Consider the following 25,702-nt stretch of genomic DNA (forward strand, 5'->3'; position numbering starts at 1 on the left):
CCATGCTTCACGCTTACGAAGAACTCAATGCGCTGGTGCAAGCGGCGCTGACCCATGCGGGTGCATCCCCAGACCAAGCTCAAGCCACGGCTCAAGCACTGGTGACCGCCGAAGCCAGCGGCCTGCCCTCGCATGGCCTGTCGCGTGTCAGCATGTATGTCAGCCACCTTATAGCGGGGCGAGTGGTGGGGGATGCCGTGCCGGTGGTTAAAAACCAGCGCGCCGGTGCCGTGCTGATTGATGCGGGAAATGGCTTTGCCTTTCCTGCCTGCCGCATGGCCATTGAGCAAGCCATTGACAGGGCTCGCCAGCACGGCATCGCCATTGCAGCAGTCACCAACAGCCACCATTTCGGCATGGCTTCCTACCACTTGGATCCTGTTGCAGCGGCGGGCATGGTCGGCATTGCTTGCGGCAATTCTCCTGCAGCCATGCCGGCCGCTGGGGGCAAGCGCGCCATTTTTGGCACCAATCCCATTGCAGCGATTTTTCCCCGAACGGGCCATCCAGCGGTCAGCGTCGACCTGTCCTTGTCGGAGGTTGCTCGCGGCAAGTTGATGGTGGCCGCCGACAAAGGTGAATCGATCCCGTTAGGCTGGGCCCTTGACCCGGATGGGAACCCCACCACCGACCCCAAAAAAGGTTTGGAAGGCTCCATGCTCGCCATCGGCGGCACCAAAGGGGCCATGTTGGCGCTGGTGGTTGAGTTGCTGGTCACCACCTTGACCGGGGCCCACTTTGGCGCTGAAGCAGATACGTTTTTCAAGCCGCAAGGCAATCAGCCCCAACTGGGTCAAGTCTTCATCGTCATCGACCCCAAGGCACTGGGCGGTGATGCGGTTTACACCGAGCGCATAGAGGCACTGGTGACCGCCATGATGGCTGATGAAGGTGTGCGTCTGCCGGGTCAACGGCGTATTCAGTTGGTGGAGGCCGCCAAGCAAACAGGCATCAATGTGTCTCAGTCGGTGATGGACACGATCCGTGCTTTATGCTGATGGGATATTTGGTCAGGCCTTGGGTTCGATGGGCGCACAACTTAAATCATCACATGCGCCTGGTTTATTGATGTGCAACGTCATCGCCTGGTCCGTGACTTTTTTCTGAGCACTGCGGCGAGCTGCAACTTCTGACTCTTGCCAGCCTTTTTGTGGCTTGGGTGTTTGTTATTTTGGAAGACTTTTTCGAATGCTTTACCGCCAAGTCAAACGGCAGCTGATCAACGACATCCAGTCCGGTTTTGCGGCACCTGGTGCGGCACTGCCCAATGAAAAAGATTTGGCCCAGCGCTTTCAGGTTTCTGTAGGCACGATCCGGCGCGCTGTGGACGAGTTGGTGGCAGAACACGTGCTCTTGCGCCAACAAGGCAGAGGCACTTTTGTCGGCAAGCTCGATCGCGAGCGCTTCATGTTCCAGTTTTTCAAAATCGTGCCCCGCGACAGGCCGAGTGAATTCCCCGAAGTCCGGCTGCACAAGTTTGCCAAGTCCAGAGCCACGCAAATGGAAGCGCAAGCATTGGGACTGCATGGCAACCAATGGGTATTCCGAATCGAAAATGTCCTTCACTTGCAAGGCCAGCCTGTGATCCATGACCGAATAACCATCGCAGCAGCGATGTTCCCGGGCTTGAATCAAGCTTCCTTCACGGCTCGGACCACGACGATTTACGGTCACTATCAGGCTGCGTTCGGGGTGACCATTGTGGAGGCAGATGAAAGAGTTCGTGCCGAGTTGGTCTTGCCCGACAGTGCGCAATTGCTGAATCTGGCCATGCCCTCGCCCGTGTTGCGCATTGACCGAGTGGCACACACTTTTGATCGAAAACCAGCCGAATTTAGAACCTCCATTGTGGACACCCGAAATTTTGATTACGTCTCGCGCATGCGAGAGATGACATGACCGAGCTCGCCACACAGGCCAGGGATTTTGCGAAGACCTTGGCGCTCGAAGCTGCCCAGATGATCCAGCAAGCGGCTGGCCAGTCACATGCCATCGAGTTCAAGTCGGCTGGCGACTGGTGCAGCGCATTGGATCGCAGCATCGAAGCACACCTGAAGGCACGCATTGCAAACCAGTATCCAGAACATGGATTTTTGGGTGAAGAAAGCGCCAACACTCGGGTTACCAATGGATTACTCTGGGTGATCGATCCGATCGATGGCAGCATGAATTTTTTGCGAGGCTATCCACAGTACAGCGTCTCCATTGCACTCCTGTCCGATGGCGAGCCAATTGCCGCGTGCATTGTGGACCCCTGCCGTCAAGAGGTCTTCTGTGCAGCCCTCCATCAAGGTGCCACTTTGAATGGCAAACCCATGCAAGTGGCCAAGACGGAACAATTGCAACAGGCGATTGCTGCGACCGTTTTTCCCAAGCCCAAAGCAGCATCCATGCCAGATTATTTGGTCCAGTTTGACCGAGCTGTGTCCACTCTCGCCGGTGTACGCCGCTCGGGCAGCATGGCGCTGGAACTGGCTTACCTCGCGGCTGGCAGGATCGATGTTTTTTGGTCGCATGACATGGGCAGCTGGGATGCCGCAGCCGGTGTGCTCTTGATCCGGGAGGCAGGTGGACAAGCCTTTACGCTGGACGGATTGGTCTGGCACGAGTCCCGACGCATAGCCGCTGCTGCGCCACAGCTGGCCAGCATGTGGCTTCAATTGCTATTGACCCGGCACGCTGAAGTTTGAAATGTGAGAGACATGCCCTCTCGCAGGTCGGCACTCGCCAAGTCCGACGTTTGCTTGCTCGGGCAATGCGTCATGAAACAAGCATGGGTGTCTGTTCAACCAGCCTCGGGGTCTTTGGTCTTCGACCGCCGACCTGCAACATCTTTGCGCATTGACAACTTCACAGGGCCGAATCAATAAGCAAAGGCACGTAAATCATCATGCAGAGAGAAATGACAAAGATCTCTTTGTCTAATTTCTTTGCATGCGCTGTCATTTGAACCTTGAAAAAATGCTGGACAGCCTCGTTTAACGCCAAGAAAAGGGACAGAGGACTCCACCAAAAAGTCAGATCGCCATCCTCGGCAGCCAAGCCAAGGCCAGGCTGATGCCAACGGTGGCCATCCCTGTTGACACAGCGACAGCGGCGGTCACCGTGTCTTCTTCTTTTTGATAGCGCTGCGAAAACAAAAAACCATTGGCCCCCATGGGCAAAGCTGCCACGACCACCATCACCGACAAGGGCAAACCGCGCAAGCCGAAAGACCATGCCACAACGAGCATCAACAGAGGGTGCAAGACTGTTTTGACCAGCGACAAACGAAAAGCTTTGCCAAGGTTAAGACCCATGTGGGTTTGCGACAAAGTGATGCCCACCAGCAACAAAGCAATGGGTATAAACGCGTTGCCCAGCAACTGCAAGGGTTTGTCAACCACTGGGTGCAGCCCCCAGCCAGTTTGGGCATACAACAAGCCCACCAAAATGGGCAATGGCACAGGATGCAGCAAGGCACTGCGAATCGCCTGAAAGGCTGTTCGCCATAAATGTCTGGAATCACCAGAAGCCATTTGTTGTTCTCGGGCCATTTGCAATTCCAAAATCAAAGTGGCCAAGGTCAACAAAACCAAAGCGTGCACAGAGACCAAAGTCAGCAACAAAACCTGACCTGCCTGGCCAAAAGCCAGACCGACCAAAGGCACACCAATCATCAACGTGTTGCTGAAAATGCCCGCCAAGGCCAATACAGTCGCCCTTGCATTTCGTCCATAGACAAAAATCAAGACGAAAAACAGAAGCACTGTCACAGCCAAATACTGCACCACAGGTTCAAAATCGAGCTGATCCAGATGAACCTGGCTCATGGTTCGAAAGAGCATCGCTTGCGTCAACACCATGAACACGAGGTTCGACAAATCGCGCACCGACTCGCCTTGCACCAGCTTGGCCCTGCCCGCGACAAAGCCCATCAAGATGAGCAGCGCCACGGGCAAGAGAGAGGACAGAACGGGATGATCAAGGTTCATGACTGGATTATCCCGCTCGTGCGCGCATGGCTTGGCGGTGATCTGGCATCACGTCGGGCTCTTCGAGTGCCGACCTACGAGGAAAGCTTTGGGTTGTCCTGCAGGTCGGTGGTCGAAGACTCCGACAGGGTTTGGCTGCAACTGCTGGCCTTGGCAGGCGTTGACGGCCCTCGAGAACCACGTCGGACTCTTCGAGTGCCGACCTACGAAGGGGCACAGGGTTGTCCTGTAGGTCGGTGGTCGAAGACTCCGACAGGGTTTGGCTGCAACTGCTGGCCTTGGCAGGCGTTGACGGCCCTCGAGAACCACGTCGGACTCTTCGAGTGCCGACCTGCGAAGAGGCACAGGGTTTGCTTAGAAGCTGGCCTGAACCCCCAGCTTGAAGCTGCGCCCCGGCAATGGCGATTTGCCGAATGCCGTACTCGTGAGGATGGAACTGGCGCTGTAGGCCAGTTGGTCGGTCAAGTTGTCCAAACGTGCAAACCATTGAAGCACTGTGGTGTCCAGCTTCTGGCGGTAAGACACACTGGCGTTGACCAGGGTGTAGGCAACAGTGGACCTGCTGCCATCGGGCACGCGCTTTTGTGCGGCATGCCAATCGGCCCCCAGCTTGGCGCTCCAGGGGCCATGGCTATGCACCAGCGTGGCACCCACACGCATGGGCGAGATCCGAGGCAAAGGCTCCCCCGTGCTGCTGTTGGTGGCCCGCACCGTGTCGGCTCGCCAGTCCAGATCAAGTGTTGAGGCTTTTTGCCATAGACGCTGACGGCCGTTGACTTCCAGCCCCTGGAATTTGGCCCTCACGCCTTGGTAAAGCTGTAATGGCAAAACACCCTCATCACCAGCACCTTCAGGTCCGACGGGCTTGCCCTCTTCGTCCCGGTAATCGCCCGTGTTCATCAAGCCAATGTAATTGGCAAACTGGCTGGCAAATGCTGTCACGACCATGCGGTTCGGGCCCGACTTCCACGCCAAACCACCATCAAGGCTCTTGGACTTTTCCAAGCCCAAGTCTTTGTTGCCGATTTCCCAGGCGTGGGTGGCCAGGTGCGGGCCGTTGGCAAACAGCTCGTAATCTTTCGGTGCACGCTGGGTGACGGCGGCATTGCCTGTGAACGACCAAGTGGGCGACAGCTTGAACACCGCCCCAGCGGCCACACTGAAGGGCGTGAATTTTTTAGCGCCGATGCCCTCGTCAAACCGGTCCAGCTCGGGGTTGCCCAAGGATTCCACCCGCACTGACTCCCAACGCGCCCCAGCCGTGACTTGGCCCCAGGCGGTGGGCAGCTCTTCATGCACAAAAAGGGCTTGGCTGCGTGTGCGGCTGAAGGGGGCAAAGGCCTCATCCCCCACGGCAGAAAAGCGGCTCGATTCGGTCTGCACCCCCACCACGCCTTGCCACCCCGCCAGCGGGCGGTGCCGGGCCTCGATGCGCAGGTCCTGGCCTTTGTTGGCAAACACGGTGCCCGCTTGGGTGCCTTCAAACTCGGTGTGCTGGTAATCGGTGTGGCTCAGGCGGGCTTTGACGCTCTCAAACCACCCCGGCAGTTGGCGCACTTGCCCCTCCAGCGCATAGCGGGTGGTCTTCATGCCAATCGTGACCTGGTCTTCGGCCACGGTGCCGTAATCGCTTTGGTAGCTGTTGACAGATGCGCCCAGAAACCCGTGATCCCAAAAGGTGCTGGCACCGAGAGCGCCACCCCGGGCGGTGCTGGCCGAGTTGCAAATGCGCCGGGCGTTGGCGGGAGAACCGGGTTTCGTGCAATCGAGCGATACCGGCACACGCACATCGCCGGTGCGGCGGTCAAAACCGTCCAGGTGCAGGGCGAAGCGTTCGTTACCCGCCTCGACCAAACCCGCCACGCTGCGCTCGTCATTGCCCGTGCCCGCCTGTAGCTGGGCTCTGCCCAGCACGCCTGAGATCGGTGCGCGCGGGATGCGGTTGTCGATCACGTTGACCACCCCGCCCACGGCGCTGCCGCCATAGAGCAAAGCGGCCGGGCCGCGCAACACCTCGATGCGGTCGGTGGACAAGACATCGAGGGGCACCGCATGGTCGTAACTGAGCGCAGAGGCGTCCAGGCTGGAGGCGCTGTTGTTCAGCACCCGGATGCGGTCGCCATCGAGCCCGCGAATGATGGGGCGGCTGGCGCTGGGGCCAAAGTAGGTGCTGGACACGCCGGGCAAACCGCTCAGGGTTTCGCCCAACGTGCTTTGCCCGCGCTCGAGCAGATCGGCGCGGCCCAAGGTGCTCACAGGCACAGTGGTGCTGTCGCGGCCCAGGGGGTTGCCGGTGATGACGATTTCGCTGGGCACACCCGGTGCGGCGTTTTGCGCCCAAGCATTTGAAAAAGACAAAGTGGCCAAGCAGGCGCAAGCCAAGGCCGAAAGCTGAAAAGAATGGGTCATATCTGTGTGATTTGAAAAACAGGAACAGGCAAGCGCCTTCCGCCACAGACGGAAAGCCAGCCAAGCAAGATCAGGGATTCAAATCAACACAGGCGGCGCACGGGCTTGCGCCGGGGACCAGAGGTCCTGGTCGGAAGAAAAGGCAAGCTCAAAGACAGGGGCCTGCGCGGGCACCCTCGGGGACGTCCAAGCCGCTGTCGATGCGCTCAGGCGCTCGGCATGGGTCAGGTGGTCGAGCACCAGGCATAGTTCAGACCCAGCAGCATGCCCCCCAAGCTCGGACTCGCTGGCAGACTGCCCGTCTTCAGCTGCATGCGCTTCGTGCAGCCCTATGGGGGCAGAAATCCCCTGAGGCGTGCTGTGTGCAATGCGGTGCCAATGCGCCCAAAGTGGCGTCCACAGCAAGGCCCAAACCAGCAGAAAACTCAGCCAGTTGGGCAGGCGTGAACGCGTGAAACTCATCTCGGGGCCGCTTTGAATTGACCGCTCAATGGACGTGCTTCATGCCGCAGTACTTGCCCAGCGCCAAACCTTTGCAGGCCGTTTGCAGGGCTTTGGCGCATTGTTCGGGCTTCTTGCCAGATTCAAGGCACTTGGCGGCCTCTTCGTGTGCCTCGGCCATGGCGCGATGGCGGGCAATGTCGGCTTGGACTTCTTTGGCGTTGTGCTGTGCCAGGGCAGCCCAGGACAAGCTCAGGGCGACGAGCAAAAAGGCTGTTTTTTTCATGTTTTTTGGGCTAAGTGTGATTTACTTTCTGGCGCGAGCGTTCAACTCGGTCAACAGCCGACAACGGCAGCGCATATTGTCACTCAAGCACCAGGCGTGAAAACGTGTTTTTGAATTTAAGCACCTTGGGCGCGGCCACTGCCATGCAGTAGCCCTGGTAGGGGTTGCGCTCAAAAAAGTCCTGATGGTAGTCCTCGGCAGCACTGTAGTTATCAAGGGCCAGCACCTCGGTCACGATGGGCTGGCCAAATGCTCTGGCTGCGGCCAGCTCAGCCAGCATGGTGTGTGCCACTTCGGCCTGGTCAGGCGTCGTGAAGTAAATGCCGCTGCGATACTGCGTGCCGGTGTCGTTGCCCTGGCGGTTCAGCGTGGTCGGGTCGTGGATCACGAAAAAGACCTCCAGCAACTCTCGGGTGCTGACTTGCGCCGGGTCATAGACCAACTTGACCACCTCATTGTGGCCCGTGCGGCCGGTACACACCTGCTCATAAGTGGGTGCTACGGTCTGACCGTTGCAGTATCCCGACTCCACGTCGATCACGCCGCGCACTTTCACATAAACGGCCTCGGTGCACCAAAAGCACCCCCCGCCCAACACCAGTGTTTCAGTCATTTTTGTGTCCATTTCATCAATACTGTGGGTCCGGCCCCTTGGAAAAAATACCGCTGCTGTGTGACAACACCCTGACCTCAGGACAAGGCCACAAGCCTACCCGAGACTGTAGCGAGTTCACCGCAGCTCTACAGGGCCCCGATTCTTCCCTGCGTTGACCAACAAGGGCTTTTCGCCTACATTACTAACCAGTCAGTCATTAAAATCGCATCCGTGTCAGACACCCTTCCCCACAAACGCGAACGCCGCAAACAAGACCGCCCAGGAGAACTCCTGGAAGCGGCGCTGGATTTGTTCGTGGAAAAAGGCTTCGCCGCCACCCGCGTCGAAGAAGTGGCGTTGCGCGCTGGCGTCTCCAAGGGCACTTTGTTTTTGTACTTTCCGAACAAGGAAGACTTGTTCAAGGCTGTGGTGCGTGAAAACGTGGTGCACCCGGTGAACCAAGGGGCTGCCGAATTGGCCCAATTTCAGGGCAAAACCGGCGAGTTGCTGGAATGGATGATGCTGCAATGGTGGCGGCGCTACGGCGCGACCAAAGCCTCGGGCATCTCCAAACTGATCATGAGCGAAGCCAGCAATTTTCCTGATCTGGCCACGTTTTTCCGCGAAGAAGTCATCAAGCCAGCCGACGCCATGGTGCGGTCAGTGCTGCAGCGCGGCATTGACCAGGGCGAATTTCGCCCGGTCAATGTGGATCTGGCCTTGCATTCTGTCATGGCACCTTTGCTTTTTTTGGTCATGTGGAAACACTCCATGGGGCCGTGCTGCCCCACCAGCGAACAAATTGACCCAGAAGCCTTCATTTCCCAACACGCCCAATTGCTGGTGCGTGGCTTGTCTAACTCCTGATCTTCCATGAAAAAATCAACCCTCTGGATCCTCACTGGCGTGGCCACCGCCATCGTTTTGGTCGGTGGTGCTCGTCTCTTGAGCCAACGCAAAGCCGCCAACACCCCCACTGCAGCAGTCACCACGGCAGCAGCCCCCAGCACACTGGAGCTGGCCGCCACCGACGTGTTCACCGCCCAAACGCAAAACCTGAGCTTGGGCATTGCGGTTTCAGGCCCTCTCAAAGCCACCCAAAGCGCCGTGGTCAAGGCCCGCGTGGCCGGTGAATTGCAGGAACTCAGCGTGCGCGAAGGCGACCGCGTTCTAGCCGGGCAAGTCATCGCCCGCATTGACCCCAGCGAGTACCAAGCGCGTGTACGCCAGGCCCAGCAGCAAGCCGATGCGGCCAAAGCCCAGGTGGACATTGCCCAGCGCCAGTTTGACAACAACCAGGCGCTGGTGAACCAGGGCTTCATCTCTCAAACCGCCCTGCTCACCTCGCAGGCCAGCCTGAACGGGGCCAAGGCCACACACGCGGCCGCGCTGGCAGCGCTGGACCTGGCCAACAAGTCGCTAGCCGATGCCACGCTGCGCTCGCCCTTGACGGGCGTGGTGGCGCAGCGCCTGGCCCAGCCTGGCGAGCGCGTGGCCATTGAGGCCCGGCTGGTCGAGGTGATCAACCTGTCGCAATTGGAGCTGGAAGCGGCCCTGACGGCCGAAGACGCCAGCCGCGTGCGCGTGGGCATGACCGCGCAGCTGCAGGTCGAGGGCGTGGCTGAGCCTGTGGTCGCCAAAGTTTTGCGCATCAACCCCAGCGCCCAGATGGGCAGCCGCAGCATCGTGGTGTACCTGGGCATCAACGGGCGCGAGGGCTTGCGCCAAGGCCTGTTTGCCCAAGGCAGTTTGGGCACGCAAAGCCTGCAAGTGCTGGCTGTTCCGGTGAGCAGCGTGCGCACCGACAAACCCCAGCCTTATGTGCAGGTGGTGCAAGACGGCCAAGTGAGCCACATCACGGTGCAGCCCGGCGTGCGCAGCGAGGGTGACCGCCAAAGCCTGGTGGCTGTGACCGGCGTGTCAGAAGGTGCGCAAGTGCTCTCGGGCAGCTTGGGGGCGGTGCGCGAAGGGGTTCAAGTCAAATTCACCGCACCAGCCAAGTCAGCGCTGACCCCAGCACCCGCACCGGCCTTGCCGGCCAGCGCAGCCAAATAAAAGGGTTTTCAGCATGTGGTTCACCCGTGTCAGTTTGCAAAACCCGGTGTTTGCCACCATGGTCATGTTGGCCTTGGTGGTGCTGGGCATTTTTTCTTTCCAGCGTCTCAAAGTTGACCAGTTCCCCAACATCGACTTTCCGGTGGTGGTCATCAGCACCGAATACCCTGGCGCATCGCCCGAGATTGTGGAAAGCGAAGTCTCCAAAAAGATCGAAGAAGGCGTCAACTCGATCGCGGGCATCAGCGCCCTGACCTCGCGCAGCTACGAAAACCAGTCGGTTGTCGTGATCGAATTCCAGCTGCAGATCGACGGCCGTAAAGCCGCCGAAGATGTGCGTGAAAAAGTCGCCTCGCTGCGCCCCCTGCTGCGCACCGAAGTCAAAGAACCCCGGGTGCTGCGCTTTGACCCCTCCAGCCGCGCCGTGTAGTCTCTGGCCGTCATCCCAGAAGGTGATCGGCTCAACGCGGTGGAGCTGACCAACTGGTCCGAACAGGTGCTGAAAAAGCGGCTGGAAAACGTGCGCGGTGTAGGCTCGGTCACCTTGGTGGGCGGCAGCAAACGCGAGATCAACCTGTATTTGCAACCGGCCAATATGGAGGCGCTGGGCGTCACGGCCGAGCAGGTGGTGAGCGCCGTGCGCAACGAAAACCAGGATTTGCCCGTGGGCGCGATACGCTCGCTGCAGCAAGAACGCATGGTGCAAATCAGCTCGCGCATGGAGCGGCCCGAAGACTTTGGCCGCATCATCGTGGCCCGCAAAAACGGCACCCCCATTCGCTTGTCGCAAGTGGCCACGGTGCAAGACGGTGCGCAAGAGCTGGACAACCTGGCGCTGTACAACGGTCAACGCACGCTCTTGATGTCGGTGCAAAAGTCGCAAGACGAAAACACCATCCAGGTGGTCGATGGCCTGGTCAAGGCCGTGGCCGAGCTGCAAGCCCAACTGCCACCGGGCCTGCGGCTTGAACCCATCACCGACAACTCCCGCCCCATTCGGGTGTCGGTCAACAACGTGCGCCAGACCCTGATCGAGGGGGCCATCCTCACGGTGTTGATCGTGTTTTTGTTCCTCAACTCCTGGCGCTCCACCGTCATCACGGGCCTGACGCTGCCGATCTCTTTGATCGGCACCTTCATGTTCATGCAGATGTTCGGCTTCACCATCAACATGATCACGCTGATGGCGCTGAGCCTTTGCGTGGGCCTGCTGATCGACGACGCCATCGTGGTGCGCGAGAACATCGTGCGCCATGTGCAAATGGGCAAAAACGCCTACAAGGCCTCTTTGGAGGGCACGCAAGAGATTGGCCTGGCCGTGCTGGCCACCACCTTGTCCATCGTGGCGGTGTTTTTGCCGATCGGTTTCATGGAAGGCATCATCGGCAAGTTCTTCCACGAGTTTGGCATCACCATCGTGGCGGCGGTGATGATCTCGATGTTTGTGAGCTTCACGCTCGACCCGATGCTGTCCAGCATCTGGCACGACCCGGCCATTGAAGCGCACGGCAAAAACCAAGCACCCGCCAACTGGTACGACAAAAGCATTGGCCGCGTGACCGGCTGGTTTGACCGGGGCACCGAGCGCCTGGCCGATGGTTACCAAAGCATCTTGCGCTGGGCGCTGGTGCACAAAAAATCCACCGTCTTGCTGGCGTTGGGCATTTTTGTGGCCAGCGTGTTCATGGTCCGCTTTCTGGGCACCGAGTTTGTGCCCAAGGCCGACTTTTCTGAAACCTCGCTCAAGTTCGAAACCCCGGTGGGCACCTCGCTCGAAGCCACCGAAGCGAAAACCCGCCAGGTCGAAGCCATCCTGCGCGACTTCCCGGAAGTGCGCTACACCGTCAGCACCATCAACACCGCCAACGCGCAGGGCAAGAACAACGTCAACCTGTACATCCGTTTGGTGGACCGCAAAAACCGCAACCGCAACGCCGACCAGATGTCGGCCGCCTTGCGCGAACGCCTGAAACAGGTGCCCGGCATCGCGGTCACACACGCCGGTCTGCTCGACGCCATTGGCGGCAACAAGCAAGTGGAGTTCTCGCTGCAAGGCCCGGACCAAAAAGAGCTGGAGCGCCTGGCGCTGCTGGCCCTGGCCAAGGTACGGGACATTCCCGGCCTTGTCGATCTGGACTCCAGCGTCAAGCCCAACAAACCCGTCATCGGCGTGGAAGTGCTGCGCGACGCGGCCTCGGACCTGGGCCTGGGTACGGCGCAATTGGCAGGCCCCCTGCGCACCCTGGTGGCCGGGCAAACCGTGGGGAACTGGCGTGCACCGGACGACCAGACCTACGATGTGAACGTGCGCCTCTCGCCCGAGGCCCGCAACAGCCCGCAAGACCTGGAGCGCTTGCCCTTCATGGTGGCACCGGCCGCCGATGGCAGCCCACGCATCGTGCGCCTGGGCCAAGTGGCCAAGGTGAGCGAAACCACCGGCTCCAACCAGATCAACCGCCGCGACATGATGCGCGAAGTGGCCATCAACGCCAACGTGTTCGGACGCTCGGCCGGCGAGGTCTCGGCCGACATCCGCAAAGCCATGGACAGCCTGAGCCTGCCGCCCGGCTACCGTTACAGTTTTGGCGGCTCGACCAAAAACATGGCCGAGTCCTTCGGTTACGCCTTGTCGGCCCTGGCCATGGCGGTGATCTTCATTTACATGATTTTGGCCAGCCAGTTCAAAAGCTTCTTGCAGCCCCTGGCCCTGATGACCGCCCTGCCACTGACCCTGATCGGTGTGGTGCTGGCCCTGATGGCGTTTCGCTCCACTTTGTCGATGTTCTCCATCATCGGCGTGATCATGCTCATGGGCCTGGTCACCAAAAACGCCATCTTGCTGGTGGACTTTGCCATCCGCGCCCGCGAGGACGGACTGGAACGCGCCGAAGCCCTGCTGCTGGCGGCCAAGGTGCGGCTGCGCCCCATCTTGATGACCACCTTGGCCATGATTTTTGGCATGGTGCCGCTGGCCTTCGCGTTGAGTGAAGGCGCTGAGCAACGCGCCCCCATGGGGCAGGCGGTCATTGGCGGAGTCATCACGTCCTCGCTGTTGACGCTGGTGGTGGTGCCGGTGGTGTACTGCTACATGGACGATCTGGCGCAGTGGTTGCGCCGCAAAGCAGGTATAGGCCCTGTGCGTCAGGCCCACGACGCGACTGACCAGTAAAATCTGACGGATATTGATCAACGCCCCCCCAGGAGAAAAAATGAATCTGAACCAGGCCCGCTTCAACATGATCGAACAGCAAATTCGACCTTGGGAGGTGCTCGACCCCCAAGTGCTGGACCTGCTGTCTGTGGTGCGCCGGGAAGACTTTGTGCCACTGGCCCACAAAGCCCTGGCCTTTGTGGACATGGACATCCCGCTTGGCACTGCGGCCAACCAGGTCATGCTGGCCCCACGCGTTCAAGCCCGTCTGCTGCAAGATCTGGCCGTCAAAAAAACCGACAAAGTGCTCGAGATCGGAACCGGCTCCGGCTTCATGGCGGCGCTGCTGGGCCACCAAGCCACCAGCGTGCTCAGCCTGGAAATGGACGCCCAGCTGGCCGCCCAAGCCCAAGCCAATTTGCAAAAAGCGGGCATGACCAATGTGACGGTGCGCAACACCGACGGCAGCCAGGGTGCCGCCGCTGAGGGGCCGTTTGACGTGATTTTGCTCAGTGGCTCTGTGGCCGAAGTGCCAGCCACTTTGCTGCAACAACTCACCATCGGCGGCCGCCTGGCCGCCATTGTCGGCAACGAGCCCATGATGCGCGCCACGCTGATCACCCGCTCCACCGACAACAGCTTCACCACCACCGAACCCTGGGACTGCAACGCGCCACGCCTGTCTGGCTTTGCAGAACCCTCCAGCTTCCAATTCTGAGACCACCATGGAACAGATCTACCCCGCCCAAGTTGCCCAATGGGCCAGCCAACAAGCCCAGCGCCCCGTCTTGCTCGATGTGCGCGAAGGCTGGGAAGTGCAAACCGCCAGCACCAGGCCTGAGGCACTCGATCTGGTCCACATGCCCATGCAAACCATCCCGGCTCGGCTGGACGAACTGGACAAATCCCGCGCCATCGCCTGCCTTTGCCACCATGGCAGCCGAAGCATGCAAGTGGCAGCGTTTTTACAGCAGCATGGCTTCCAGGTGGTGAACGTGGCAGGCGGCATCCATGCCTGGTCTGCGCAAGTTGATCCGTCCATTCCGGTTTACTGAAATTTGCCTTTTCGGCTTCAAGAAAGATGTCCATGCAGCAATCCCGCCCGTCCACCACCCTGTTTCGCCGAGTTCCCCTGCACCTGCTCGTTTTGCTCACGCTGAGCAGCACCAGTCAGGCCCAAAGTCTGGTGGACATGTACGAAATGGCCAAAGGCTATGACGCCAGCTACCAATCTGCAAAATTTCAGTACGAGGCCAATGTGGCGAAAGCGGATCAGGGAAAGGCGGCGTTGTTGCCAACTGTGGGTCTGGGAGCTGGCGTGACGCGAGCAGACAGGTCCATGAGTCCTGAAACCTCTACCTCAAACTACAACTACACCACTCAAACTGCGGGCATCAACGCAACACAACCGCTATACCGCCCGGCCAACTTGGCAACTTACCAACAAAGCCAAAAAGCCATGGATGCGGCCCAGGCGACCTTGTTGCAGGCAGAACAAGACCTGATCGTGCGCACAAGTCAGGCCTATTTCGATGTTCTGTCCTCACAAGACAGTTTGACTTTCGTGAAAGCGCAAAAAGCCGCAGTGGCGGAACAACTGGCCAGCGCCAAACGCAATTTTGAAGTGGGAACAGCCACCATCACAGACACCCGTGAAGCCCAAGCCCGATTTGATCTGGTCACAGCGCAGGAAATTGCCGCAGACAACGATCTGCGCGTGAAAACAGTCGCACTGGAATTGTTGGTCGGCAAAACAGGCATCAAGCCCACCGTGCTGAATGCTGCTGCCACCCTGCCCTCTGCTCCAGGGACTGGTGCCCAAGAATGGATCACCCAAAGCGAACAGCTTCACCCCGGCATTCGGCAAGCCCGCGTCAATCTGGAAATTGCCAAACTCGAAACTGAAAAAGCTGAAGCTGGGCACAAGCCCACTGTGGATTTCACACTGGGTTACAACGTTCAGAAAAACATCAATGGAACGTCTGTTTCAGTACTTCCAGTCAATAACCAGATCACGATTGCCAGTGTTGGCATTACCGCCAACATGCCCCTGTTCGCAGGTTTTGCCACCCAGAACCGCATCCGTGAAACCCTGGCCCTGGAAGACAAGGCCCGCAACGACCTCGAAGGCGCACAGCGTCAGGTGGCACAAGCTACGCGCACCGCCTATCTGGGCCTGCAATCGGGTCTTGGCCAGGTCAAGGCGCTGGAAGCCGCGGAAGCCTCCAGCCAGGCCGCGCTGGACGCCAACAAGCTGGGCTATCAAGTGGGCGTGCGCATCAACATCGACGTGCTCAACAGCCAAAGCCAGCTGTTCCAGACCAAGCGTGATCTGGCCAAAGCGCGCTACGACGTGCTGGTCGGCCAGCTCAAGCTGCGCCAGGCCAGCGGCACGCTCAAGGCCGAAGACCTGCAAAGCATCAACGCCCTGCTGCAAAAATAAGCCCCCAAGGGGGTGGGCCTGCCCCTCGCACTCAGGTTCAATGGCTGTGTGTGGCCCTGAGTTTCCAGGCCATTCGGGCACCCAGGCCCACCGATGTGCCCACCACCCAAAACACAGGGGCCACGCCCGCAATGGCACCGGCCGCGCCAAAGAGCATGGGCATCAGCACACTCGACGCGTTGATGCTCATCAGCCGCAAACCCAGCGCCTCGCCCTGGCGGTGCGCCGGGGTGATTTGGTGCAAGGTGCTCATGATCATGGGCTGCACCGTACCCAACACCAAACCCAGCAGCACCGAGCACGCCCCCATGGCCCCTGCGGTGGGCATGAGGGGGTACACCGCAAACAGCAAGGCTGTGCAGACCATCGCGCCCGTGATGATTTGATGCTCTTTGACATGCCGCGCAATGAACGGCAAACACACCCGAATGAAGGCCGCCGCCAAGGCAAACGCGCCCAGGATGCCCCCCACCACCGAAGCGCTGTAACCGCGCTCGTGCCCCAGCACAGGCACCACAAAGGTGTGCACATCCCAGCATGAGGACAGCAACCAGTTGACCGCCAGCAAACGCCGCAACATGGGCTCGGCCAGCAAATCCAGCGCACGTCGGGGTTTGTCGTTGGCGAGTTCGGGTGAGAGGGGCAGCTCAGGCACTGGGCGCACCCAAAACCATGTGAACAGCGGAAACACGGCCATCAGCAAGAAGGCCCATCTGAAGCCCGAAACGTGCCCCGCCTCGGGTCCGGCAAAGTCAATCAACAAGCCAGCCAGCACAGGGCCGACAAAATTGGACACGGCTGGCCCCAGAGACAACCAACTGAACGCCACCTTGAGTGCGATCTGGTCTTTGGCCATGCGGCCCACATGGCGCTGCATGGCGATCACAGCCATGCCGGTGGCACCGCCTGCGGCCAAAGCGCTCAGGCACATGACCGGGAATATTGGCCACAGCGCCGACAACAGCACACCCGATGCTGCCAGGACAATGCTGATGCGCAGGATTTTTTGCAAGCCCCGTCGGTCGCTGTAACGGCCTGCAGGCAGCGCCAAAAACATGGCGGACAGCGCGAACAAGGCCAACAGTGCCCCCACTGCCACGGGACTGAATCCCTGCTTGAGGGCCAACAAGGGAATGGCCATGCGTGTCCCCGCCATGCACGCATGCAAAAACATCTGGCCAGCAATCAGGCGGGCCAGATCGGGGCTCACTTGTCATCCTCTTGCGGAACATCCGGCCCGCTGGGCAAGAGTGTTTGGGCTTGCAACTCGGGCAGCGCATCCACCTGGCGCAGGGCGCGATGCATCACGTTGCTGCGGGTTTGCGCTTGGTCGAGCGTGTTGAGCACCGTCTGGGTCTGGTTGCGCACCTTGGTCAGCACATCGCCAAACTTGCCAAACTCGGTTTTGACGGCACCCAGCACCTGCCAGACTTCGCTGGAGCGTTTTTCAAGCGCCAAAGTCCTGAAGCCCATTTGCAAGGCGTTGAGCATGGCCATCAGGTTGGTGGGGCCGGCCAGCGTGACGCGGTGGTCGCGTTGCAGGGCTTCCATCAGCCCTGGGCGACGCAGCACCTCGGCATACAAGCCTTCGGTCGGCAAAAACATGACCGCAAAGTCGGTGGTGTGCGGGGGCTCCAGGTATTTGTCCGCAATCGACCGGGCTTCAAGCTTGATGCGCGTTTCCAGCGCCTTGGCGCACAGCTCAGCCTGCACCGGGTCAGCGCGACCTTGGGCTTCGAGCAGGCGCTCGTAATCTTCATTGGGAAACTTCGCGTCAATCGGCAACCACACGGGCTGACCGCTGTCCGAGCGGCCCGGCAGACGAATCGCAAAGTCCGCCCTGTTTTTGTCGCCAGGCCGCGTGGCCACCTGCACCGCGTATTGCTCGGGCGTGAGCACTTGTTCGAGCAGCGAGGCCAGTTGCGCCTCGCCGAACATGCCTCGGGTCTTGACATTGGTCAGCAGGTGCTTGAGGTCGCCCACGCCTTGCGCCAGGGTGTGCATTTCGCCCAGGCCCTTGTGCACCTGCTCCAGACGATCGGCCACTTGTTTGAAGCTCTCGCCCAGGCGGGCTTGCAAGGTGGCTTGCAGTTTTTCGTCTACGGTCTGGCGCATCTCGTCCAGCTTGGCGGCATTGCTTTGCTGCAGCTGCGACAGCTGGGTTTCCATGGTGCCGCGCATTTCGGTCAGACGTCGGGCATTCGCCTCAGACAGCGCATTGACCTGCTGGGCCAGGCTGTCGGTCAGGCTTTTTTGCAGCAAGGCCAGTTGCTGGGCCAGCGCGTCGATTTGCTGGTTTTGCGTGCGGGAAGCTTCAGCGCTTTGCTGCAGCAGCGATTGCTGGAACAGTGTGAGGGTCTGCATGGCCTCTTGTCGGCCTTGCACACCGGATTGACTGATTTCGGTGCGCAGTTCGCGCTCAAGGCGTTCGGTTTGGCTTTGTATGACCGCAAACTGTTGCTGATACCAGGTGTTTTGTTCGCCCCTTTGCGCTGCAATTTGCTCGGTCAGCAGCGCAGCGATTTGCTGCGCTTGCGCATCGGGCGAAGCGCTGCGGCGCAGCAGCAGCCAGATCAACAACAACAGGTTCAGCCCACCCAGGGCCAGCATGAACCATTCGTTCATGCGGCGGTGCCGGGCAAGCTGTTCAAAGGTGTCAGCGCCTGGCCACGGCTCAGGTAAGCCACCAGGTTGTCAGCTGCCAGCTGGGCCATGGCCTTGCGGGTCTGGATGGTCGCGCTGGCGATGTGTGGGGTGAGCACCACATTGGGCACTTTGAGCAAGTCAGGGTGCACCGAAGGCTCGCCCTCGAACACATCAATGCCCGCCGCAGCAATTTGGCGCGCTGCCAAGGCTTTGGCCAAGGCCGCATCGTCCACAATGCCGCCGCGTGCAATGTTGACCAAGGTGGCTGTGGGCTTCATCTGGGCCAGCTCGGCGGCGCCAATGGTGTGGTGCGACTCGGCACTGTAGGGCACCACCAGCATCACATGGTCCGCCGTGTTGAGCAACTCCTCCTTGCTCACATAGCGGGCTTTGCAGGCGGCCTCCAACTCGGGATTCAGGCGCGAGCGGTTGTGGTAAATCACTTGCATGCCAAAGCCATGCGCCGCCCGGCGGGCAATGCCCTGACCGATGCGGCCCATGCCAATGATGCCGATGGTGGCGCCATGCACCTCGGCCCCGGCGAACATGTCGTAGCTCCACTTGGTCCAGTGACCTGCGCGCAAGAAATGCTCGCTTTCGGTGATGCGGCGGGCGGTGGCCATGAGCAAAGCAAAGCCAAAATCGGCCGTGGTTTCGGTCAGTACGTCGGGCGTGTTGCTGGCCTGCACACCCGCAGCAGTCATGGCGGGCACATCAAAGTTGTTGAAGCCCACGGCCATGTTGGCCACGATGCGCAGCTGCGGGTTGGCCTGCAGCAGCGCCGCATCGATGCGCTCGCTACCGGTGGTGAGTGCCCCCACTTTGCCTTGCATGCGGCGCGTGAGTTCGGCTGCAGACCAAACTTCATCGGCCTGGTTGCTTTCGACTTCAAACACCTGCGCCAAAGACTGCAGGACCTCGGGGAAGATGGCTCGGGCCACCAAAACAGCGGGTTTGGACATCACTGGAACCAGATGAAACTCATGACCACGAACAAAGGAATCAGGACTGCGCCCGACCACAACATGTACCCAAAGAAGCTGGGCATCTTCACGCCACGGTCTTCGGCAATCGCTTTGACCATCAGGTTGGGCGCATTGCCGATGTAGGTGTTGGCCCCCATGAACACGGCACCAGCCGAAATGGCGGCCAAGGTCGGGGCCAGTGTGGTCATCAGCACCTGCGGGTCACCGCCTGCGGTGTTGAAAAACACCAAATAAGTGGGCGCGTTGTCAAGGAATGAACTCAATGCGCCCGTGATCCAGAAATACATCATCACGTCGGGGCTGCCATCGGGTCGGGTCACCGCTTGAACCACAGCGCCGAATGGGCCGTTGACACCCGCCTTGAGCATGGCGATGACCGGGATGATGGTCAGGAAAATGCCAGCAAACAACTTGGCCACTTCGGCCATGGGGCCCCAGCCAAATTGGTTGTCTTCATGCACTTTGGCAGGGGTGATCTTGAGTGACACAAAGGTCACGACCAACAGGCCCAGATCGCGCAAAACGCCGGGCAAACCGACTTCTGTGCCGTAGATGTTGAAAGAAACAGGCGACTTCCAGAATCCGCTCATCAACACCAAGCCTACGACGGCTGCCAGCAGCCAGAAATTGATGGCCCCATCAAAACCAATCGCTTTGGAGTCGGGTGTCGGGTCATGCGGCAACAGCTCTTCGCGTCGGTGGTAATACCAGGAATCGAGTGCAAAGAAAATGACGAGCAAGCTGCCCACCAAGAACAATGTCTCGGGGAAGATGGTTTTGATGGTCCAGAAGAAGTCCACGCCCTTCAAAAAGCCCAAAAACAAGGGCGGATCACCCAAAGGCGTCAAAGAGCCGCCAGCGTTGGAGACGATGAAGATGAAAAACACCACCACATGCGCCACATGCTTGCGGTTGTCGTTGGCGCGGATGAGCGGGCGAATCAGCAGCATGGACGCCCCCGTGGTGCCCATGAAGCTGGCCAGCACTGCACCAATGGCCAGGATGGCGGTGTTCAGGCCAGGGCTTCCGTGCAAGTTGCCACGGATGAAAATGCCGCCCGACACGGTGAACAAGGCGGTGAGCAAAATGATGAAGGGGATGTATTCAGCAAAAAGGGCGTGCACCGTGTTCGTACCTGCCGCTGCGGGACCAAACACCAAGGCAAAAGGCACGAGGAATGCCAAGCCCCAAGCTGCTGCCACTTTGCCATAGTGGTGATGCCAAAAATGCGGCAAAAGCAAAGGCATCAAGGCAATCGACAACAAGATGCCCGCAAACGGCACACCCCACATCGCCGACAGCTGAGCGCCATCAAAATCGGCGGCAAAAGCCCCGCCGGACAACAACAACAGCGGCAAAGCCAGCCACGCGGTCCACCGCTTACCCCATAGCGTCATGATGCGCATCTCCTGTTAAATGGTGTTGTATGTTAACGGCCCCGTCTCCTGTTCAGGCGTTGGGGGCAATTTCAAAAACTTGGCGCAAATATGCCAAATACTTTTCATCGTCACACATGCCCTTGCCAGGCGAGTCCGACAGCTTGGCCACGGGCTGACCGTTGCAACGCGTCATTTTGATGACGATTTGCAGCGGCTCGTAACCCAGGTCATTCGTCAAGTTGGTCCCCACACCAAAGGCCAGCAGGCAGCGTTCACGGAATTGTTGGTACAGCTCAATCGTGCGCGGAATGGTCAAACTGTCGCTGAAGATGAGGGTCTTGGTCCTCGGGTCTACCCGGTTTTGCTGGTAATGCGCAATCATGCGCTCGCCCCAGCTGAAAGGGTCGCCGCTGTCATGCCGTGCGCCGTCAAACAACTTGCAAAAGTACAAATCGAAATCGCGCAAGAAGGCGTTCAAACCATAGACATCGCTGAGCGCAATGCCCAGGTCGCCCCGGTATTCCTTGGCCCACGACTCAAAGGCAAAAATCTGGCTGTCACGCAAGCGCGGCCCCAGTGCTTGGGCGGCCTGCAAATACTCGTGTGCCATGGTGCCCAGCGGCGTCAGGCCCAACAAATAGGCGTAATACACGTTGCTGGTTCCTGCGAACTGACCACCAGGTCCTGTGCCCAATCGGGCGGACAAAACCCGCAGCACCTCTTCATGCCAAGCCCGTGAAAAGCGTCGACGCGTGCCGTAGTCGGCAATTTTGAGTGTTTCAAGGCCCGGGGCTTGCAATTGGGCGATTTTGGTGTCGAGTCGGCGACGGCCCTCCATCAGATCAGGCACCTTTTGGGTGTTGCGGAAATAGACCTCGTTGACGATGGCCAACACCGGGATCTCGAACAAAATGGTGTGCAGCCAGGGGCCCTGGATGGTGATGTCGATCTCTTGCGAGGGCAGCGCCGTGACCTGGATGTATTTTTCGTTGAGTTTGAACAGCCCCAAAAAGTCCACAAAGTCGCTCTTGATGAAGCGCAGTGAGCGCAAGTACTGCAGCTCGCCTTCGGTGAAACTCAGGCTGCACAGCGAGCGGATTTCCTGGCGAATTTCATGGACAAACTGCGCCAGTGGTATGCCCGGGTTGCGGCACTTGAATTTGTATTCGACCTGCGCCCCCGGAAACTGGTGCAGCACGACCTGCATCATGGTGAATTTGTAGAGGTCAGTGTCGAGCAAGCTGGTGATGATCATGGCGTGTGAGGGTCACCCCTGTTGAGGGGGCAACGCGTTAGGCGATGGCAGATGGTAAAGCAAGCGCCTTCAGGGCTCGGCGTCCCAGTGCACAGGCAAGGCGCAAGCTGATGCCCATCAGATTGGCCTTGTTGTTCGGATCGTACGGCTTCAGTCCACCCAATGAGTGAAGTCTTGCGCGGCTACGCGGGTGGTCTGGAAGGTGTTGACCAGCGCCGATTCGTCGGCATAGCCCAGCGACATGCCGCAGACCACCATTTCGTTGTCACCCGCACCCACCAGCGGCAAGATGATGTTGGAAAAACCGTTCCACGCCGCTTGCGGACACGTGTGCAGGCCACGCGAGCGGGCGGCCACCATGATGCTCTGCAAAAACATGCCGTAGTCGAGCAAACTGCCCCGGCCCATGACTTTGTCGATGGTAAATATCAGCCCCACGGGCGCGTCAAAAAAGCGGAAGTTCTTTTGGTGCTGCGCGTGCATCATGGCTTTGTCGCCCTTGCCGATGCCCAGCACGCCATACAGGCCAAAACCGCACTCGCGGCGGCGGTCGATGTAGGGGCTGACCCATTTTTCGGGGTAATAGTCGTAGGCCTCGGCGTAGTCAGCGGCCAATGCGGGGTTGGCGCTGATGGCGTCGTGCGCAGCGCAGGTTTTGGCCACCAGCTCGTCGCGTTTGGCTCCCTGCAGAACATAGACCTTCCAGGGCTGGGTGTTGGTGCCGCTGGGGGCGCGGGCGGCAATGCTCAGCAACTCTTGCAACACGCTGCGCTCGACCGCTTGGGACAGATAGGCGCGGGCCGAAAAGCGACTCAGAATTGCGGCGTCCACGCTGTCCGGGTCGTTCACGCGGGTGCTGACCTGGGGTCCAATGTTCATCATGTCAATGTCTCCAGAAATGTTTTGAGTGCGGCAGGCAGGGGCACCGGGCGGCGGGTTTCGCGGTCCACGTACACATGCACAAAATGGCCTCGCGCGGCGGTCAGTTCTTCGCCTTGCGCAAACAGACCCACCTCGTAACGCACGCTGGATGTACCCAGCTTGGCCACGCGGATGCCCGCGTCAATGGTTTGCGGAAAAGCCAGCGGCGCGAAGTAAAAACACTGGGTTTCCACCACCAAGCCGATGGTGCTGCCCGCGTGGATGTCGAGAACGCCCTGCTCGATCAGGGTGGCGTTCACGGCGGTGTCAAACCAGCTGTAATAGACCACGTTGTTCACATGGCCGTAAACGTCGTTGTCCATCCAGCGCGTGCTGATGGCGCGAAACGCCTTGTAGCTGCTGCGGGCGTCGGCTTGGGGTTTGGCTGTGGGCGAAACAGGGGTGTTCATCGCACGAGATTGTGCCAGCGTTGCCAGTAGCTCAAAGCCACGTCCCAGGTCTGCATTTGCACCTGCACGGTGGTCTCGATGTCATGCCCATAACCACCGCCCATGCACAGCACCACCGGCAAGCGCCGTTGCCAGGCCCAATCCATCACCATGCGGTCCCTCGCTTGCATGCCGTCCGCGCTCAATTTCAGGCGCCCCAGGCGGTCGCCCTCGTGCGGATCAGCCCCGGCCAGGTAGATGATCAGTTGCGGGTCAAACCGGTCCTGCAAGGCTTGCAGGGCCTGGTGCAGCGCTTCCAGATAAGGGCCATCGGTGCAGCCGTCGGGCAGGCCCACATCCAGATCACTCGCGGCCTTGCGAAATGGGAAATTCTTTTCCCCGTGCATGGACAAAGTGAATACCGTAGGGTCGTTGGCAAAGATGTGCGCCGTGCCATTGCCCTGGTGCACATCCAGGTCGATCACCGCCACCTGCAGTGCTTGCCGCTGCTGACGCCACGCTTCGGCCTGCATCAGCCGGGCCGTGACCGCGATGTCGTTGAAGACGCAAAACCCGCCCCCTTTGTCGGCATAGGCGTGATGGGTGCCACCGGCCAGATTGCCCGCCACGCCCTGGGCCAATGCGTCTCTGGCCGCCGCGATGGTCGCCCCGACCGAACGGCGCGCCCGCTCGGCCATGGCCGCACTCCAGGGAAAACCGATCTCTCGCTGCACCGCTGCGTCCAGGCTGCCCGTGGCCACGCCTTGTATGTAGCCGGGCGTGTGCACCAGCGCCAGCTCGCCGTCGCTGGTGGCGGGGGCTTCGCACATGCGCACGCCTGGCAACTCCTGCGAGAGCCGGTCGCGCAGGCGGCTGTATTTGTGCATTGGAAAACGGTGCCCTTCAGGCAAAGGCAAAACAAAGTGATCGGCGTAATAAGCGTGCATGAATAGGGCCGCATGAACAGGCGTTCATGTCAGTGAGGAAGCGAACTGTGAATTCTAGAAAATGCTCTCTAAAATGGATTCAAAAGGGTTCAATACCCTTGCACGAACCGCCAGAACCCCTAAAATCAAAACCATGCTGCACTGCAACAAAGCTGTATGGCCCCGGCCAGTTTCGGCGCAGTCTCTTGAACCTTTTTAACCTTGATCTGGAGATTCTCATGATGACCGCTGAACAAATCGTTGCTTCCCACAAAGCCAATGTCGAAACCTTGTTTGGCCTGACCGCCAAAGCCTTCGAAGGCGTGGAAAAACTGGTCGAGCTGAACCTGACTGCCGCCAAAGCCGCCCTGGACGAATCGTCCAGCAACACCCAAGCCGCTCTGAGCGTGAAAGACGCCCAAGAGTTGGTGGCCATGCAAGCGAGCCTGTTCCAGCCATTGGCCGAAAAAACAGCCGCTTACAGCCGTCACCTGTACGACATCGCAACCGGCACCGGGGGTGAGTTCACCAAGGCTTTCGAAGCTCAGGCTGCTGCCGCGCAACAGCAATTCGCTTCTTTGGTGGACAGCGCCGCCTCCAATGCCCCGGCTGGCTCCGAGCAAGCTGTGGCCATGATGAAGGGTGCCGTGACAGCGGCAACAAGCGCTTTCGAATCCGTTCAAAAAGCGGTCAAGCAAGCCACTGACCTGGCCGAGTCCAACCTGGCTGCCGTGGCACAAACTGCTGCGCCCAAGACTGCCAAGAAAAAGTAATTTCCTCAAGCGGCAGGTTTTGCAAAGACCTGATGCTGTTTTTGCAAGTTGTCTCCTCGGATCTCTTTGAATTTCGTCAGGGAAACAGGGATCCCTTCCAGGGCTGATCGCAAGATCAGCCCTTTTTTTGTGCTTTTGCAGGGCCCGCCACATGCGACAGCCCCTGCATCAGTTCAACGCCCCGCTTCAAAGGCGGCCAAGCGCTCTTTCAGGCGTGGCAATTGGGCCAGCATGGCGGCACGCCCGGCGTCAATGGAGCGTCGACGGGCGCCAAAGTCGGCACTTTTGACGCCCGACAAGGCGGGCCGAACCACAAAATCGGCGTCCTTCAAGGCCAGCGTGTTGATGCTCTTGCCCATGATGGCAAAGGTCTGCATCAGAATCTGGAAGGTGTCGCCTGATGGATTGCCCTCGGGATCGCTGGAAATGTCCACCGCGATCACGAAATTAGCCCCCATGTCACGGGCCTGGCGCACGGGCACCGGGGCCACCAAGCCACCATCAACATATTCATTGCCGCCGATCCGAACAGGCTGAAACACCGCAGGCACCGCACTCGATGCCCGCACAGCAGCCCCCGTGTTGCCCCGTCTGAACGTGATGGCCTCACCCGTGCGCAAATCGGTGGCCACAATGCCCAAGGGAATCTTCATCTGCTCTAGGTTTTTGCCACCAACCTGGGTGTTCACATATTTGGCCAGCGCCTCACCGCGCAAGGCACCCCGGTTCAGGATGGGAAGCATCCAGTCGGTGATTTCCGCTTCTTGCATGGACTCGGCCAGCCGGGTCAGTTCACTGCCACTTTTGCCGCTGGCATACAGGGCTGCCACCAGACTGCCGGCCGACGTTCCCGTGACATGGCTCGGTTGCAGACCCGCTTCTTCGAGCACCTGAATTACCCCCACATGGGCAAAGCCTCTGGCCGCGCCACCGCCCAAAGCCAGGCCCAGCTGCACCGTGCGGCGCTCTGGCGCTGGGCTGGCCCCCGAGGCATCCGACCGGGTTGGCCCGACACTGGTACAGCCTGATAACCAAAGCCCACATGCCAAAACCAACAGACCTATGGCCCGCCC

General features: G+C 59.6%; 23 protein-coding genes and 1 pseudogene. 10 read left to right on the forward strand and 14 right to left on the reverse strand.

The window, feature by feature from the left end; genetic code table 11:
• The first annotated feature begins 2 nt into the window (after positions 1 to 2).
• From H663_RS25760 to H663_RS25770, 3 genes are all read left to right on the forward strand, one after another.
• Positions 3 to 998, forward strand: coding sequence for an Ldh family oxidoreductase (locus tag H663_RS25760; protein WP_053169899.1), 996 nt, complete (start codon positions 3 to 5; stop codon positions 996 to 998).
• Between the two features lie 190 nt (positions 999 to 1,188).
• A complete protein-coding gene (locus tag H663_RS25765) occupies positions 1,189 to 1,899 on the forward strand; it encodes a GntR family transcriptional regulator (RefSeq protein WP_053169901.1) in 711 nt (236 codons plus the stop codon).
• Positions 1,896 to 2,690 carry an inositol monophosphatase family protein gene (locus tag H663_RS25770; RefSeq protein ID WP_053169903.1) on the forward strand — a complete coding sequence of 265 codons (795 nt, stop codon included), beginning with the start codon at positions 1,896 to 1,898 and terminating at the stop codon, positions 2,688 to 2,690. Before H663_RS25765 ends, H663_RS25770 begins: the two co-directional genes overlap by 4 nt.
• 327 nt (positions 2,691 to 3,017) lie before the next feature.
• Here H663_RS25770 and H663_RS25775 read toward each other — a convergent pair whose 3' ends face one another.
• From H663_RS25775 to msrA, 5 genes are all read right to left on the reverse strand, one after another.
• Positions 3,018 to 3,974, reverse strand: a complete 957-nt coding sequence (locus tag H663_RS25775) for an AEC family transporter (RefSeq protein WP_053169905.1) — start codon at positions 3,972 to 3,974, stop codon at positions 3,018 to 3,020.
• Positions 3,975 to 4,328: 354 nt separating this feature from the next.
• Positions 4,329 to 6,383, reverse strand: a complete 2,055-nt coding sequence (locus tag H663_RS25780; protein ID WP_053169907.1) for a TonB-dependent receptor — start codon at positions 6,381 to 6,383, stop codon at positions 4,329 to 4,331.
• A 78-nt stretch (positions 6,384 to 6,461) separates the two neighbouring features.
• Positions 6,462 to 6,845, reverse strand: a complete 384-nt coding sequence (locus H663_RS25785; RefSeq protein ID WP_053169909.1) for a hypothetical protein — start codon at positions 6,843 to 6,845, stop codon at positions 6,462 to 6,464.
• Positions 6,846 to 6,870: 25 nt separating this feature from the next.
• Positions 6,871 to 7,110, reverse strand: a complete 240-nt coding sequence (locus H663_RS25790; RefSeq protein ID WP_053169911.1) for a hypothetical protein — start codon at positions 7,108 to 7,110, stop codon at positions 6,871 to 6,873.
• A gap of 79 nt (positions 7,111 to 7,189) precedes the next feature.
• Complete coding sequence (gene msrA / locus H663_RS25795; RefSeq protein WP_083451111.1) at positions 7,190 to 7,723, reverse strand: peptide-methionine (S)-S-oxide reductase MsrA; 534 nt, start codon at positions 7,721 to 7,723, stop codon at positions 7,190 to 7,192.
• 213 nt (positions 7,724 to 7,936) lie between these two features.
• On the opposite strand from msrA, the gene H663_RS25800 reads away from it, so the two are divergent.
• The 6 genes and pseudogenes from H663_RS25800 to H663_RS25825 all read left to right on the forward strand — a co-directional run bounded on the left by H663_RS25800 (position 7,937) and on the right by H663_RS25825 (position 15,354).
• Positions 7,937 to 8,572, forward strand: a complete 636-nt coding sequence (locus H663_RS25800) for a TetR/AcrR family transcriptional regulator (protein ID WP_240620391.1) — start codon at positions 7,937 to 7,939, stop codon at positions 8,570 to 8,572.
• 6 nt (positions 8,573 to 8,578) lie between these two features.
• Positions 8,579 to 9,760 carry an efflux RND transporter periplasmic adaptor subunit gene (locus H663_RS25805; protein ID WP_053169918.1) on the forward strand — a complete coding sequence of 394 codons (1,182 nt, stop codon included), beginning with the start codon at positions 8,579 to 8,581 and terminating at the stop codon, positions 9,758 to 9,760.
• 13 nt (positions 9,761 to 9,773) lie between these two features.
• Positions 9,774 to 12,929, forward strand: a pseudogene (locus H663_RS25810) (efflux RND transporter permease subunit).
• A gap of 40 nt (positions 12,930 to 12,969) precedes the next feature.
• On the forward strand, positions 12,970 to 13,629 hold the full coding sequence (locus H663_RS25815; RefSeq protein WP_053169919.1) for a protein-L-isoaspartate O-methyltransferase family protein: 660 nt from the start codon (positions 12,970 to 12,972) through the stop codon (positions 13,627 to 13,629).
• A gap of 7 nt (positions 13,630 to 13,636) precedes the next feature.
• Positions 13,637 to 13,966 (forward strand): rhodanese-like domain-containing protein, encoded by a 330-nt coding sequence (locus H663_RS25820; RefSeq protein WP_053169921.1) that lies wholly within the window; start codon positions 13,637 to 13,639, stop codon positions 13,964 to 13,966.
• Between the two features lie 32 nt (positions 13,967 to 13,998).
• Positions 13,999 to 15,354 carry a TolC family outer membrane protein gene (locus H663_RS25825; RefSeq protein WP_116695811.1) on the forward strand — a complete coding sequence of 452 codons (1,356 nt, stop codon included), beginning with the start codon at positions 13,999 to 14,001 and terminating at the stop codon, positions 15,352 to 15,354.
• Between the two features lie 37 nt (positions 15,355 to 15,391).
• Here H663_RS25825 and H663_RS25830 read toward each other — a convergent pair whose 3' ends face one another.
• The 8 genes from H663_RS25830 to H663_RS25865 form a co-directional block, all read right to left on the reverse strand.
• Positions 15,392 to 16,564 carry an MFS transporter gene (locus H663_RS25830; RefSeq protein WP_053169925.1) on the reverse strand — a complete coding sequence of 391 codons (1,173 nt, stop codon included), beginning with the start codon at positions 16,562 to 16,564 and terminating at the stop codon, positions 15,392 to 15,394.
• Positions 16,561 to 17,979, reverse strand: a complete 1,419-nt coding sequence (locus tag H663_RS25835) for a DNA recombination protein RmuC (protein ID WP_053169927.1) — start codon at positions 17,977 to 17,979, stop codon at positions 16,561 to 16,563. The genes H663_RS25830 and H663_RS25835 overlap by 4 nt, the downstream gene beginning before the upstream one ends.
• Positions 17,976 to 18,962: a 2-hydroxyacid dehydrogenase gene (locus H663_RS25840; protein ID WP_053169929.1), complete on the reverse strand. Its 987-nt coding sequence runs from the start codon at positions 18,960 to 18,962 to the stop codon at positions 17,976 to 17,978. The genes H663_RS25835 and H663_RS25840 overlap by 4 nt, the downstream gene beginning before the upstream one ends.
• Positions 18,962 to 20,383, reverse strand: coding sequence for a sodium:proton antiporter (locus H663_RS25845; RefSeq protein ID WP_083451112.1), 1,422 nt, complete (start codon positions 20,381 to 20,383; stop codon positions 18,962 to 18,964). The genes H663_RS25840 and H663_RS25845 overlap by 1 nt, the downstream gene beginning before the upstream one ends.
• Positions 20,384 to 20,435: 52 nt before the next feature.
• On the reverse strand, positions 20,436 to 21,620 hold the full coding sequence (gene pncB, locus H663_RS25850) for a nicotinate phosphoribosyltransferase (protein WP_053169933.1): 1,185 nt from the start codon (positions 21,618 to 21,620) through the stop codon (positions 20,436 to 20,438).
• Between the two features lie 150 nt (positions 21,621 to 21,770).
• Positions 21,771 to 22,502: a nitroreductase gene (locus tag H663_RS25855; protein ID WP_053169935.1), complete on the reverse strand. Its 732-nt coding sequence runs from the start codon at positions 22,500 to 22,502 to the stop codon at positions 21,771 to 21,773.
• Positions 22,499 to 22,951: an acyl-CoA thioesterase gene (locus tag H663_RS25860; protein ID WP_053169937.1), complete on the reverse strand. Its 453-nt coding sequence runs from the start codon at positions 22,949 to 22,951 to the stop codon at positions 22,499 to 22,501. Before H663_RS25860 ends, H663_RS25855 begins: the two co-directional genes overlap by 4 nt.
• Positions 22,948 to 23,877, reverse strand: coding sequence for a histone deacetylase family protein (locus H663_RS25865; protein ID WP_053169939.1), 930 nt, complete (start codon positions 23,875 to 23,877; stop codon positions 22,948 to 22,950). The genes H663_RS25860 and H663_RS25865 overlap by 4 nt, the downstream gene beginning before the upstream one ends.
• A 218-nt stretch (positions 23,878 to 24,095) precedes the next feature.
• On the opposite strand from H663_RS25865, the gene H663_RS25870 reads away from it, so the two are divergent.
• Positions 24,096 to 24,629 (forward strand): phasin family protein, encoded by a 534-nt coding sequence (locus tag H663_RS25870; protein WP_053169942.1) that lies wholly within the window; start codon positions 24,096 to 24,098, stop codon positions 24,627 to 24,629.
• Between the two features lie 173 nt (positions 24,630 to 24,802).
• On the opposite strand, the gene H663_RS25875 is transcribed toward H663_RS25870, so the two are convergent.
• On the reverse strand, positions 24,803 to 25,684 hold the full coding sequence (locus H663_RS25875) for a patatin-like phospholipase family protein (protein ID WP_420844037.1): 882 nt from the start codon (positions 25,682 to 25,684) through the stop codon (positions 24,803 to 24,805).
• Positions 25,685 to 25,702 lie beyond the last annotated feature (18 nt).

It is taken from the genome of Limnohabitans planktonicus II-D5, from assembly GCF_001270065.2.
Lineage (GTDB): Bacteria > Pseudomonadota > Gammaproteobacteria > Burkholderiales > Burkholderiaceae_C > Limnohabitans_A > Limnohabitans_A planktonicus.